Here is a 12,882-nt window from a genome sequence, read left to right on the forward strand (position 1 = left end):
GCCGCGGTCGCTCGCGCGGTTCCCCGTCGTCCGAGGCCCGCGCCGCTGCCGCCGCGCCTCGGCGACCACCCGGCCGCCCTCACCGGAATCCGCCCTCCCGCCAGCCATCAGACTTCACGGAGACACCGCCATGACCGAAAGCACCACCATCCGCTGGGAACAGGACGAGACCGGCGTCGTCACCCTCGTTCTCGACGACCCCGACCAGTCCGCGAACACCATGAACCAGGCGTTCAAGGACTCCATCGCGGCGATCGCCGACCGCGCGGAGGCCGAGAAGGACTCCATCCGCGGCATCATCTACACCTCCGCCAAGAAGACCTTCTTCGCGGGCGGCGACCTCAAGGACATGATCAAGGTCGGCCCGGAGAACGCGCAGCAGGCGTTCGAGACCGGCAACGCCATCAAGAACTCGCTGCGCCGCATCGAGACCCTCGGCAAGCCCGTCGTCGCCGCCATCAACGGCGCGGCCCTCGGCGGCGGTTACGAGATCGCCCTGGCCTCCCACCACCGCGTGGCCCTGGACGCGCCGGGCTCCAAGATCGGCCTGCCCGAGGTCACCCTCGGCCTGCTCCCCGCGGGCGGCGGCGTGACCCGCACGGTACGCCTCATGGGCATCACCGACGCCCTCCTGAAGGTGCTCCTGCAGGGCACCCAGTACAACCCGAAGCGCGCCCTGGAGGACGGGCTCGTGCACGAACTGGCCGCCACCCCCGAGGAGATGATCGAGAAGGCCCGCGCCTTCGTCGACGCCCACCCCGAGTCGCGGCAGCCCTGGGACGAGCCCGGCTACCGCATCCCCGGCGGCACCCCCGCACACCCGAAGTTCGCGGCGAACCTGCCCGCCTTCCCCGCCAACCTCAAGAAGCAGACGGCCGGCGCCGACTACCCGGCGCCGCGCAACATCCTCGCCGCGGCCGTCGAGGGCTCCCAGGTCGACTTCGAGACCGCGCTGACCATCGAGGCCCGGTACTTCACCGAGCTGGTGACCGGCCAGGTCGCCAAGAACATGATCCAGGCGTTCTTCTTCGACCTCCAGGCCGTCAACTCCGGCGCCAACCGTCCCAAGGATGTCGAGCCGAGGACCGTCCGCAAGGTCGCCGTGCTCGGCGCCGGCATGATGGGCGCGGGCATCGCCTACTCGTGCGCCCGCGCGGGCATCGAGGTCGTCCTCAAGGACGTCTCCGCCGAGGCCGCCCAGAAGGGCAAGGGCTACTCCGAGAAGCTCTGCGCGAAGGCGGTCCAGCGGGGTCGTACGACCCAGGAGAAGGCGGACGCGCTGCTCGCCCGCATCACGCCGACCGCGGACCCGCAGGCCCTGGCGGGCTGCGACGCCGTGATCGAGGCCGTCTTCGAGGACACCTCGCTCAAGCACAAGGTGTTCCAGGAGATCCAGGACGTCGTCGAGCCCGACGCGCTGCTCTGCTCCAACACCTCCACGCTGCCCATCACCACGCTCGCCGAGGGCGTCTCGCGGCCCGTCGACTTCATCGGCCTGCACTTCTTCTCGCCCGTCGACAAGATGCCGCTCGTCGAGATCATCAAGGGCGGGCGGACCGGCGACGAGGCGCTGGCGCGCGCCTTCGACCTCGTGCGGCAGATCAACAAGACGCCGATCGTGGTCAACGACTCGCGCGGCTTCTTCACCTCGCGCGTCATCGGGCACTTCATCAACGAGGGCGTCGCGATGGTCGGCGAGGGCATCGAGCCCGCCTCCGTCGAGCAGGCGGCGGCCCAGGCGGGCTACCCCGCCAAGGTCCTCTCGCTCATGGACGAGCTGACCCTCACGCTGCCCCGCAAGATCCGCAACGAGACCAAGCGCGCCGTCGAGGAGGCGGGCGGCACCTGGGCGGGCCACCCCTCGGACGTCGTCATCGACCGCATGGTCGACGAGTTCGAGCGCCCCGGCAGGAGCGGGGGAGCGGGCTTCTACGACTACACCGACGGCAAGCGCGGCAAGCTCTGGCCGGGCCTGCGCGAGCACTTCACCAAGCCCGGGCACGAGATCCCCTTCCGGGACATGCAGGAGCGGATGCTCTTCTCCGAGGCGCTGGACACCGTGCGCCTGATCGAGGAGGGCGTCCTGACGTCGGTCGCCGACGCCAACATCGGCTCCATCTTCGGCATCGGCTTCCCGGGCTGGACGGGCGGCGTACTGCAGTACATCAACGGTTACGAGGGCGGCCTGCCCGGCTTCGTGGCACGCGCGCAGGAGCTCGCCGAGCGCTACGGGGACCGCTTCGCGCCGCCCGCCCTGCTCGTCGACAAGGCGGAGAAGGGCGAGAGGTTCAGCGACGCCTGACGCATGACGCATGACGCCTGACGCGTGAGCGCCCCGGGCCCGCCCGACGCGCCGAGCACCGGTGGCCCCGCCCTTCGTCGGGCGGGGCCACCGGCGCGGGTACGGGTGCGAGTGCGGGCCGTCCGTGCGGAGCCCGGCGTCGGGGGAGCGGTTCAGCTCTCCTTGAGCCAGGCCCGCAGCTCCTCCTTGAGGGAGCGCTGGAACGCGGTCACCAGCGCCTGCACCACCATCGGCTGCATGTGCGCCGACAACGACCGCATCGCCGCGACGTGTTCGGGGTCCGACTCCCGGTCGCGGTAGGGCCCCCAGACCTCGTCGCGAAAGAGCCGGGACAGCTCGTGCGCCGCCGAGCGGGTGTGCTCCATCAGGACCGTGCGCGCCGCCAGGATCGTCTCGTGCGCGATCGGTACGTCCAACAGCTGCACGCCGAGCCGCAGCAGCCCCAGGTCCACCCGGTACGTCCCCGGCTCCTCGGTCCTGGCCAGCACGCCCATCGCCGCGAGCCGGTCCAGCTCCTCCTCGCCCAGCGGCCGGCCCGCCCGGCGCTCCAGCTCCGCGAGCGGCGTGTCCTCCGCCGCGTCCGGTGCCCACGAGGCCACCAGCGCGCGGTGGATGGCCAGGTCGTGCGCGCTCAGGTCGGCCGGCAACTGCTCCAGGTACCGCTCGATCGCGGCCAGCGTCATGCCCTGGTGCTGCAGTTCCTCGATGAGCGCGAGCCGGGACAGGTGCTCCTGCCCGTAGTGGCCGACGCGGCGCGGGCCGATCACCGGCGGCAGCAGGCCCTTGGTGCTGTAGAAGCGGATCGTACGGACCGTGACGCCCGCGCGCGCGGCCAGTTCGTCGACCGTGAGCGTCGGCTCCGTGGTGTCTGTGGTGCCCGTCGTCATGACGGCGCTCTCCCTCCCCGGTCGGCTCTCCGGACATCTCCCGTCGGTGCAGTGGTCCGGTGCCTGCCCGGGCGTGCATCAATCCGGTGCAACAGTATTGCTGGCACACCAGTGTTGTGAAAGCCTCCGGGCCAGTCACCTGCTCGTCCGCTCGCTCGTCCGCACGCGTCCGCACACGCACAGCCGATGGCGCCAGGAGGCGGTCATGACCACGATCCTGCGACTCCCCGGGGACCCCGCCGACATCACGCTCCCCGCCCTGCTGCTCCGCAATGCCGAGGACCACGGAGATCTTCCCGCGCTGTCCTGGCGGCAGGGCGAGGGATGGTCGACGCTCACCTGGCGCGAGGCCCGGCGCAAGGTCGCCGTCCTCGCCGCGGGCTACAGCGCGCTCGGCGTGCGGCGCGGCGAGCACGTCCTGATGATGATGGGCAACCGCCCCGAGCACTGGCTGAGCGACCTCGCCCTGGTGCACATCGGCGCCGTCCCCGTCACGGTCTACGGCACCGCCGCCCCCGAACAGGTCGCGCACATCGTCCGGCACAGCCGGGCCCGTTTCGCGATCGTCGAGGGCGCCCGCGAACTGCCCCGCTGGGAGCCGCTGCTCGCCGACGACACGGCGCCGCTGGAGCGCCTCGTCGTCGTGGAGGCGGCCGAGGCCGGCGAGCACCGCACCTACGGCTCGCTGCACGCCACGGGCGGCCGCCTCTTCCACCCCGACGGCTTCGAGAAGTCCTGGCGCGAGAGCCGCCCGACCGACGCGCTCACCGTCGTCTACACCTCGGGCACCACGGGCGACCCCAAGGGCGTGCGCCTCACCCACCGCAACGTCCTGCTGAACGGCATCGCCCTGGACGGCGTCGTCGACTTCCCCGAACACGTCGGGCACATCTGCTACCTGCCCTTCGCACACATCGCGGAGCGCCTGCTCGGCCTCTACCTGCCGGTCCTGCGCGCCGCCCACGTCTATCTGTGCGCGGACCCGGCCCAGGTCGCCGCCACCGCACGGGAGCTGCACCCCTTCCAGTTCTTCGGCGTCCCGCGCGTGTGGGAGAAGCTCGCCGCCTCCGTACAGGCGGCCCTCGCGGGGCTGCCCGAGGAGCGGCGCCGCGCCGTCGAGGCGGCGAACGACACGGCCCGCGCGCACGTCGCCTGCCGGGAGCGGGGCGAGGAGGCGCCCGCCGCGCTCGCGGCGGCGTACCAGGAGGCCAGGGAGAAGGTGCTCGACCCGCTGCTCGCGCTCGCCGGGTTCGACCGGCTGGTGTGGACCGCGAGCGCCTCCGCGCCGATGCCGCCGGAGGTGTCCCGGTTCTGGGCCGGCTTCGGACTGGTGGTCATGGACGCGTGGGGGCTGACGGAGACCTCCGGCGTGGTCACGACGAACGGCCCCGACGGGTTCCGGCTCGGCTCGGTGGGCCGCCCCATCGAGGGCCTGGAGGTCCGCATCGCCGACGACGGGGAGATCCTGGTGCGCGGCGCGACGGTCTTCGACGGCTATCTGCGGCCGGACGGGGGCGTCGACAGCGCCTGCGACGGAGACGGTTGGTTCGCCACCGGCGACATCGGGCGCCTCGACGAGGACGGCTACCTCTGGCTCACCGACCGCAAGAAGGAAATGATCGTCACCTCGACCGGCAAGAACGTCTCGCCCGCCCTCGTCGAGAACGCGCTCAAGGAGCACCCGCTGATCGGCCAGGCCCTCGTGCACGGCGACGGCCGCTCGTATCTGGTGGCGCTGCTCGTGCTGGACGCGGAGCTGGCGCCGGCCTGGGCCGCCGCGCGCGGGATCGAGGGCGATCTCGTCGCCGACCCGGCCGTACGGGCGGAAGTGGAGCGTGCCGTCGAGGCCGCCAACGCGCGCCTGAACCGCACCGAACAGATCAAGCGCTACCGCCTGCTGGCCGGGGAGTGGGGTCCGGAGACCGGCGAGCTGACCCCGTCGCTGAAGCTCCGCCGCCGGGTGATCCGCGCCAAGTACGAGCAGGTCATCGCGGGTCTGTACACCCCCTGACCACCATGTGAGAAGTCCCGCTATGTGACGTGCGCCACCGCGTGCACGGCGATCTCTGGGGGAAGGTGTCCCGTCGGTCCGCACGCGCCAGGGGCGTCGCGGGCCGAAGCACATCCGGACCCCGGAGCTCTTCCGGGCACCAGAGAGTAGATCGACCACGTGAGCAAGGAAGCCGTAGACACGGCCGCCGCGGAGGCGTCCCGCAACGACGCCTCCCAGGCCCCCGCGGACGCCGGCGACGCCGGTTACAGCAAGGACCTCAAGGCCCGCCACGTCAACATGATCGCGATCGGTGGCGCGATCGGAACCGGCCTCTTCCTCGGGGCGGGCGGGCGCCTCAACTCGGCGGGCCCCGCGCTCGCCGTCGCGTACCTCGTGTGCGGCATCTTCGCGTTCTTCGTCGTCAGGGCGCTCGGCGAGATGGTCCTCTACCGGCCGTCGTCGGGTTCGTTCGTCAGCTACGCGCGTGAGTTCCTCGGCGAGAAGGGCGCGTTCTTCGCCGGTTGGATGTACTTCCTCAACTGGTCGACCACCTGCATCGCCGACATCACGGCGATCGCGCTCTACACGCACTACTGGAGCTTCTTCACCGACATACCCCAGTGGGTGCTCGCCCTCATCGCCCTCGCGGTGGTGCTCGCGGTGAACCTCGTCTCGGTGAAGTACTTCGGCGAGATGGAGTTCTGGTTCTCGATCATCAAGGTCGCCGCACTGTCGACGTTCATGATCATCGGTATCTTCCTGCTGGCCAGCCAGCACAAGGTCGGCGGCGAGACGCCCGGCCTGAACATGATCACCGACCACGGCGGCTTCCTGCCGAACGGCATGATGCCGGTCGTGATCGTGATGCAGGGCGTCGTCTTCGCCTACGCGTCCCTGGAGCTGGTCGGTGTCGCCGCGGGCGAGACCAAGGACCCGCACAAGATCGTCCCGCGCGCGGTGAACTCGATCATGTGGCGCGTCGGTATCTTCTACGTCGGCTCGGTCGTGCTGCTCGCGCTGCTGCTGCCCGGCACGCTGTACTCGGCCGACCAGAGCCCCTTCGTGACGGTGCTCTCCAAGATCGGTGTCCCGGCCGCCGGTGACGTCATGAACTTCGTGGTCCTCACCGCGGCCATGTCCTCGCTGAACTCCGGCCTGTACTCCACCGGCCGCATCCTGCGCTCCATGGCCATGGCGGGCTCCGCCCCCCGGTTCACCGCCAAGATGAACCGGAACCAGGTGCCCTACGGCGGCATCCTGCTCACCGCCTCCCTCGGCGTGGTCGGGGTCGGCCTGAACCGCGTCGTCCCGGACCAGGCCTTCGAGATCGTCCTGAACGTCGCCTCGCTCGGCATCATCGGGACCTGGATCACGATCATGGTCTGCCACCTGGCCTTCGTGCGCCGGGCCAAGGAGGGCGTGATCACCCGCCCGAAGTTCCGGCTGCCCGGCAGCGGCGTCACCGAGTACGTGACGATCGCGTTCCTGCTCGCCGTCCTCTGCCTGATGTGGAAGGACGCCGAGGTCGGCCGCAAGACGCTGTTCCTCATCCCGATCGTGGGCGCTGCCCTGGTCGTCGGCTGGTTCGGCGTCCGGCGCCGGGTGGAACGCGAGGCCCAGGGCCTCACGGAGCCGCGGGACAAGCAGGAGCAGTGACGGCCGGGCCCGGCGGCGGGTCCGACGGCTGAATGGGGCCGTTCAACTGCCGTGCAGGTGTGCGTTGTTGTGCACGGATGAGCGGGTAGAGCTCGGTACATGCACCTCATCCCCACGGACCTCGGGCCGGTCGACCCGAAGGTCGAGGAAGTCGCCGTCGCCGCCGTCCTCATCGGCGCCCTGTGCCTCCTGGTCGGACGTCTCGTGACCCGGGCCGGCCGGGTCCTCGCGGGGCGGCCGACGCTCCTCGCGGGGGCCCCGGGCGCCCCGGCCGGGGCGCTTCCCGGCCGTCGACGCGCGGTGCGGGTGCCGGGGGAGGGGAAGCTGCTCTCCGAGTCCCGCCGCGGGACCGGGCGTGCCGGGCGCCGCGCCGCCGAGGACGGGGCCGCCCTGGTCGTGGCGGCACCTGCCGACGCCCCGCGCGACACCGGGGGCCCGGCCACCGAGCAGGCCCGCGGCGAGGCGGAACGCGCCGCGGCGGAGGCCGAGCTGCGCGGACAGGTCTCCGAGTGGGCGTCCGAACTGGCGAGCCGCATCGCGGCCGAGCCGCTCACCGGGCCGCCCGTCACTGGGCCGCCGCCGCTCACCGGACCACCCGTCACCGGACCACCCGTCACCGGGCCGCCGCTCATCGGACCGCCGGTCACCCCGGGCCCCGGCGGTCCCACCCGTGACACGGCATCGGGTGTCGCTCCCGACCCTGGTCCCGAAGCTGATCAGAATCCCCGGCGCCCCTGACGCCACCCCCCCCGGGGCACCCGTACGGATCCGACGGGTTCCGGTCGCCCTGCCCACGCATTCACGCCCTCGCGGCCGCCGCCCCTGGCGGCCCGGACCCGGCGCGCGGAGACTGCGAGGCATGGACGTCACGGTCTCGGTCAAGGACGGCGAACTGTGGGCGCACGACTCGGGTGACCCCCGGGGCGGCACACGCGGCGCGGGCCTCCCCCTCGTCCTGCTGCACCCCGGGGTCGGCGACTCCCGCGTCTGGGACCGCGTCCTGCCGCGCCTCACGGAGCGGCACCGGGTGATCCGCTACGACGCGCGCGGATACGGCAGGTCCCCGGCCCCGACCGCCGCGTACTCCCTGGTCGAAGACCTGATCGCGGTGCTCGACCACTTCGGCGTGGCCCGCGCGGTCCTCGTCGGATCGAGCATGGGCGGCGCGACCGCCATCAGCCTCGCGCTGCGCGACCCCGCACGGGTGGCGAGCCTCGCCCTGGTGGTGCCGGGCGTCACCGGCGCCGACGACCTGGTCCCGGCCGCGTTCACCGCCGAGGTCGGCCGGCTCGCCGGGGCGGGCGACGTGGACGGCATCGTGGCCCTGCTCAAGCGGACCTCCGGCGCGGTCGGCACTGGGCAGGACCCGGAGGTCGAGACGCTCCTGCGGGCGGTGATCCCCGCGTGGTTCGCCGCCTACCGCCACAACGTGCCCGACCCGCCCGCCTACGACCGCCTCGGCGAGCTCGACGTGCCGTGCGTCCTCGTCCTCGCGGAGCACGACCAGCCCGAGGTGGTCCGCGTGAACGAGACGATGGCGCGGCGCATCCCCGGCTGCCGCCTCGTGCGCCTCGCCCGCAGCGACCACTTCCCGACCGTGCGCGAACCGGACGCGGTCGTGGACGCCATCCTGGACGCGTACGCCGAGGCCAGCTGATCGACCGCCGCCCCGCCCGAGCGGGTCCGGCGGTAGGGGAGGAGGCGGGTCCACGCCGACGGACCCGCCCCCTCCGACACCCTCTGATCGCCCCTGGCCCGATCGTGCCTGGCCCGATCGTGCCTGGCCCGATCGTCGCTGGCCCGGTCGTGCCTGGCCCGGTCGTCCCCGGCCCCCGCGTCTCAGAACCGCGCGTGCAGCCTGCGTCCCAGCTCCACCGCCCGCGCCGCCTTGTCGGGCGCGGTCGCGAACGACGTCAGATCCGCGTACGGCGCGAACCGTTTGACCGTCACCGAACGGGCCACCGCGAACGCCCGCAGCCCCTCCGCGCCGTGCACCCGCCCGTACCCCGACTCACCCGTGCCGCCGAACGGCAGCGCGGGCACGGCGGCGAAGCCCAGCACCGACCCGACGGCCACCGCCCCCGCGTCGAGGCGCTGCGCCACCGCGCGTCCGGCGGCACGCGAGCCGGTGAAGACGCTCGCGCCCAGCGCGTACGCGCCGGCGTTGGCCCGCTCCACCGCCTCGTCCAGGTCCCGCACCCGGTTGACCACGACGACCGGGCCGAAGGTCTCCTCCGTCATCGCGGGCGAGTCCTCCGGGACGTCCACCAGCACCACCGGTTCCACGAACGGCGCGGCGACCGCCTCGGGCCCGCCCGCCACCGTCCGCGCGCCCGCCGACAGCGCCTCCTTCATGTGCCGCTCCACGACGCCCAGCTGGGTCGGCAGCGTCATCGGCCCGTAGTCCTGCCCCGCGGCCAGCGATTCCGCCCTGGCGGCGATCAGCTCGCACAGCCGCTCGTGCACCGACGCCACCGCGTACACCCGCTCCACGCCCGCGCAGGTCTGCCCCGCGTTCGCCATCGCGCCCCACGCGATCGCCTCGGCCGCCTCGTCGAGGTCGGCGTCCTCGCCCACCAGCACCGCGTCCTTGCCGCCGCACTCGGCGAGCAGCGGCGTCAGGGACCGGGCGCAGACCTCGGCCACCTTCCGCGCCGTCCCCGGCGACCCGGTGAAGGCGACCTTGTCCACACCCGACCCGGCGAGCGCCTCCCCCGTCGAGCCCGGCCCGGTGACCGTCCGCAGCAGCCCCGCGCAGTCCGGCACGGCCTCGTCGAAGGTCGACGCGAGCAGCGCGCCGGTCCCCGCGGTCAGCTCGGACGGCTTGAAGACGACGGCGTTCCCGGCGGCGAGCGCGTAACCGATCGAGCCCATGGGGGTGAAGACCGGGTAGTTCCACGGGCCGATGACCCCGACGACACCCAGCGGGCGGTAGCCGAGCAGAGCGCTCTGGTGGGACGAGAGCAGCCCGGAGGACACCCGGCGCACCCGCAGCACGCGCCGCGCGTTGCGGGCCGCCCAGTCCAGGTGCACCAGCGTGAGCAGCACCTCGGCGCGCGCGTCGTGCACCGGCTTGCCGGTCTCGGCGACGACGGCGTCGGCGACCTCGTCCATGCGCCGGGCCAGCGACCGCTTCCAGTCGAGCAGCCGCGCCCGGCGGCCCGCCCAGCCCAGCTCCGCCCACCCGGCCGCCGCGCGGCGCGCTTCCGCGACCGCCGCCGTCACCTCGTCGGGGCCGTCCACCGGGTGCTCGCCGATGACGTCTCCGGTGGCGGGAGAACGTACCGAGAATGTGGCCATCAATCAGCGCTCCAGGGATAGTTCGTCGGGCCGTGGCCGCGCCGGGGCACCGGGCGGCCGTGCGCCCAGCAGCCTGTACCCGACGGGCCGCGACCGGAACCCCCGCGGCCGGGGCGGGCCGGGGCGGTCGCATACTGGAACGCGTACAAACCGGGCACGTTCGAGGAGCACGTCGCATGATCCCTGCCGACGACCGCGACGACCGCGACGACCGCGACGGCCGGGACGACCGCGAGCACCGGGACGGGCGGGCCGACCCCGTCCCGCCCCCGCCCGGCGGCATTCTCTGGAGCATCGCGGGCGACATCCGCATGGTCCTCATGCTGCCGCCCGCCCTCGCCCTGCAGGTCGCCCGCCCGGCCGTCGGCGCCGGGGTGGACGACCACTCGGTGTTCCGCACCGACCCGTGGGGGCGCGGCGAGCGCTCGGTGCGGTCGGTCCTGCTGTGGGTGTACGGCGGGCAGGAGGCCGCCGCGGAGGGCCGCAGGCTGCGCGCGCTGCACCGCACCATCCGGGGCACGGACGCGCACGGCCGCCGCTACCACGCGCTGACACCCGCCCACTACGCCTGGGTCCACGCCACCGGCTTCCCGGTCTACCGGCACGCGCAGCGCTATCTGGGCCGCCCCTTCACCCGGGCACAGGAACGGCAGCTGTACGCGGAGTGGCTCCAGGTCGGCCGGATCCTCGGGATCCACGACCGGGACATGCCGCAGACCGTCGAGGAGTTCTGGCCCTTCTACCGCAAGGCGCTCGCCGAGGAGATCGAGTGCACGGCCGTCGCCGCCGAGCTGACCGGCGTCGACCTGTCCGTCCCGCCGCCGGACCGGGGGCCGTGGCCGCTGCGCGCGGTGCTCCGCCTCCTGTGGCCGCTGCTGCTGCCCCCGCTGGCCCGCTTCCGCCGCTTCGTCACGATCGGGCTGATGCCCCCGGACGCCCGTGAGGCGATCGGCCTGCCCTGGACGGCCGCCCAGGAGCGCCGGCTGCGCCGCTTCGGCCGGGTGGTGCGCACGGTGGTGCCGCTTCTGCCGGAGCGGCTGCGCTATCTGCCGCAGGCCCGCAGGGCCCGCGCGCGCCACCGCGCCGCCGGACGGTGAGCCCGGCGGCGCGGCGGCGTGCGGTGTTCGTGCGTCAGGTCAGGTCAGGTCAGGTCAGTGCCCGTTCCCGTGCCCGTGCACGCCGTTCGTCGCGGCGATCTGCTTCCACGACTTCGGCTTGGCGGGCGCGGTCGCCGACCGGGCGATGCCCGCGGCGCGGACGGCCGGGGCCTCCGGGCGCGACGGCTGGTAGAGCCAGGTGTCGAACAGCTCGGCCAGCGGCTTGCCCGAGACCTTCTCGGCGTACTTCACGAAGTCGCCGACCTTGGCGTTGCCGTACGCGTGCTTCTTCGGCCAGCCCTTGAGGATCGCGAAGAACGCGTCGTCGCCGATCTCGTTGCGCAGCGCCTGCAGGGCGAGCGCGCCCCGGTCGTAGACCGCGCCGTGGAACTGGTTGTCCGGGCCCGGGTCGCCCGGCTTCACCTTCCAGAACGGGTCGTCCGCGGGGCGCTGCGCGTACACGTAGTCCGCGAGCTCCTGCGCCGTGCCCTCGCCCTCCTTCTCCGACCACAGCCACTGGCTGTAGCGGGCGAAGCCCTCGTTGATCCAGATGTCCTTCCAGCCGTCCACGGAGACGCTGTCGCCGTACCACTGGTGGGCGATCTCATGGACGACGATCGAGGCGTTGGAGCCGCCCGCGAAGGCGGCCGGGCTGTAGAAGGGCCGCGTCTGGGTCTCCAGGGCGTAGCTGCTCTTCACGTTCGGCACGTATCCGCCGAGCGCGTTGAACGGGTACTTCCCGAAGACCGTCTCCAGCCACTCGGTGACCTCGGTGGTCCGCTCGATGCTGGCGCGCGCGGCGCCCGCGTTGTCGCCCAGGTCCTTGCTGTAGGCGTTGAGGACGGGCAGGCCGCTCTCGGTCTTGTCCGTCGTGATGTCGAACTTGCCGACCGCGAGCGTGGCGAGGTAGCTGGCCTGCGGCTTGTTCGACCGCCAGTTGTAGCGGGTCCAGCCCAGCTTCGAACTCTGCGACTGCAGCACGCCGTTGGAGATCGCCTGGGTGCCGTCCGGCACCGAGACCGAGACGTCGTACGTGGCCTTGTCCAGCGGGTGGTCGTTGGACGGGAACCACCACACGGCGGCCTCCGGCTCCTGGGCCGCCACGCCGCCGTCGGGCGTCCGGTGCCAGGCCGTGTAGCCGTTGATCTTCAGCTCGGACGGCTTGCCCGCGTAGCGCACGACCACCGTGACCGGGGTGCCCTTGGGCAGCCCCGCCGACGGCGTGATCTCCAGCTCCTGGTCGCCGGTCCTCGCGAACTTCGCCTTCTTGCCGTTGACCCGCACCTCGGACACGGTGAGACCGAAGTCGAGGTTGAAGCGCGAGAGATCCTGGGTGGTCCTGGCGTTCAGCGTCGCCGTACCCTCCAGCAGGTCCGTCGCGGGCTGGTACTTCAGCCGCAGGTCGTAGTGCGAGACGTCGTATCCGCCGTTGCCGCTCGCCGGGTAGTAGGGGTCGCCGATGCCCGGGGCCCCGGGCGTGAAGTCCGCGGCCGATGCCGGGATCGCCAGCAGCAGAGAGGCAGCGAGCGCGCCCGGGGCGATGAGTCTGCGGTGCACAAGAGCTCCAAGTCGTAGGGGCACAACAACTGTTCGTCGTGATCGACGAGCCTATTCAGCCTCGCCCGCGCACGTCATGTCCATGGCCCC

At 72.7% G+C, this 12,882-nt stretch carries 9 protein-coding genes; 6 read left to right on the forward strand and 3 right to left on the reverse strand.

All coding sequences use genetic code 11. The features are described 5' to 3' along the window. Window positions 1-130: 130 nt before the first annotated feature. Complete coding sequence (locus tag ACFYXE_RS07305; RefSeq protein ID WP_389309870.1) at window positions 131-2,302, forward strand: 3-hydroxyacyl-CoA dehydrogenase NAD-binding domain-containing protein; 2,172 nt, start codon at window positions 131-133, stop codon at window positions 2,300-2,302. 152 nt (window positions 2,303-2,454) lie between these two features. Here the strand turns inward: ACFYXE_RS07305 and ACFYXE_RS07310 are convergent, their stop codons facing one another. After that, a complete protein-coding gene (locus ACFYXE_RS07310; RefSeq protein WP_389309873.1) occupies window positions 2,455-3,189 on the reverse strand; it encodes a MerR family transcriptional regulator in 735 nt (244 codons plus the stop codon). 205 nt (window positions 3,190-3,394) lie between these two features. Between ACFYXE_RS07310 and ACFYXE_RS07315 the strand changes: the two genes are divergently transcribed. The 4 genes from ACFYXE_RS07315 (at window position 3,395) to ACFYXE_RS07330 (ending at window position 8,495) form a co-directional block, all read left to right on the forward strand. Beyond that, window positions 3,395-5,200: an AMP-dependent synthetase/ligase gene (locus ACFYXE_RS07315; RefSeq protein WP_389309875.1), complete on the forward strand. Its 1,806-nt coding sequence runs from the start codon at window positions 3,395-3,397 to the stop codon at window positions 5,198-5,200. Between the two features lie 159 nt (window positions 5,201-5,359). Then, on the forward strand, window positions 5,360-6,838 hold the full coding sequence (locus ACFYXE_RS07320; RefSeq protein ID WP_361174470.1) for an amino acid permease: 1,479 nt from the start codon (window positions 5,360-5,362) through the stop codon (window positions 6,836-6,838). A gap of 99 nt (window positions 6,839-6,937) precedes the next feature. Beyond that, window positions 6,938-7,576: a hypothetical protein gene (locus tag ACFYXE_RS07325; RefSeq protein WP_389309879.1), complete on the forward strand. Its 639-nt coding sequence runs from the start codon at window positions 6,938-6,940 to the stop codon at window positions 7,574-7,576. Between the two features lie 121 nt (window positions 7,577-7,697). Continuing rightward, complete coding sequence (locus ACFYXE_RS07330; protein WP_389309882.1) at window positions 7,698-8,495, forward strand: alpha/beta fold hydrolase; 798 nt, start codon at window positions 7,698-7,700, stop codon at window positions 8,493-8,495. A 182-nt stretch (window positions 8,496-8,677) separates the two neighbouring features. Here ACFYXE_RS07330 and ACFYXE_RS07335 read toward each other — a convergent pair whose 3' ends face one another. Next, window positions 8,678-10,138 (reverse strand): aldehyde dehydrogenase family protein, encoded by a 1,461-nt coding sequence (locus ACFYXE_RS07335; RefSeq protein ID WP_389309885.1) that lies wholly within the window; start codon window positions 10,136-10,138, stop codon window positions 8,678-8,680. Window positions 10,139-10,314: 176 nt separating this feature from the next. Here ACFYXE_RS07335 and ACFYXE_RS07340 point away from each other — a divergent pair, with 176 nt between their 5' ends. Further along, a complete protein-coding gene (locus ACFYXE_RS07340) occupies window positions 10,315-11,235 on the forward strand; it encodes an oxygenase MpaB family protein (RefSeq protein WP_389309888.1) in 921 nt (306 codons plus the stop codon). Window positions 11,236-11,289: 54 nt separating this feature from the next. Here ACFYXE_RS07340 and ACFYXE_RS07345 read toward each other — a convergent pair whose 3' ends face one another. Continuing rightward, window positions 11,290-12,792: a M1 family metallopeptidase gene (locus tag ACFYXE_RS07345; RefSeq protein WP_389309891.1), complete on the reverse strand. Its 1,503-nt coding sequence runs from the start codon at window positions 12,790-12,792 to the stop codon at window positions 11,290-11,292. Window positions 12,793-12,882: the final 90 nt, after the last annotated feature.

It is taken from the genome of Streptomyces sp. NPDC002564 (genome assembly GCF_042889645.1).
Taxonomy (GTDB): domain Bacteria; phylum Actinomycetota; class Actinomycetes; order Streptomycetales; family Streptomycetaceae; genus Streptomyces.

Excerpts from the sequence above, each read along its gene's own strand:
- ACFYXE_RS07305 (WP_389309870.1), top strand. The coding sequence starts at position 131 with ATGACCGAAAGCACCACCATCCGCTGGGAACAGGACGAGACCGGCGTC.
- ACFYXE_RS07310 (WP_389309873.1), bottom strand. The coding sequence starts at position 3,189 with ATGACGACGGGCACCACAGACACCACGGAGCCGACGCTCACGGTCGAC.
- ACFYXE_RS07315 (WP_389309875.1), top strand. The coding sequence starts at position 3,395 with ATGACCACGATCCTGCGACTCCCCGGGGACCCCGCCGACATCACGCTC.
- ACFYXE_RS07325 (WP_389309879.1), top strand. The coding sequence starts at position 6,938 with ATGCACCTCATCCCCACGGACCTCGGGCCGGTCGACCCGAAGGTCGAG.
- ACFYXE_RS07330 (WP_389309882.1), top strand. The coding sequence starts at position 7,698 with ATGGACGTCACGGTCTCGGTCAAGGACGGCGAACTGTGGGCGCACGAC.
- ACFYXE_RS07335 (WP_389309885.1), bottom strand. The coding sequence starts at position 10,138 with ATGGCCACATTCTCGGTACGTTCTCCCGCCACCGGAGACGTCATCGGC.
- ACFYXE_RS07340 (WP_389309888.1), top strand. The coding sequence starts at position 10,315 with ATGATCCCTGCCGACGACCGCGACGACCGCGACGACCGCGACGGCCGG.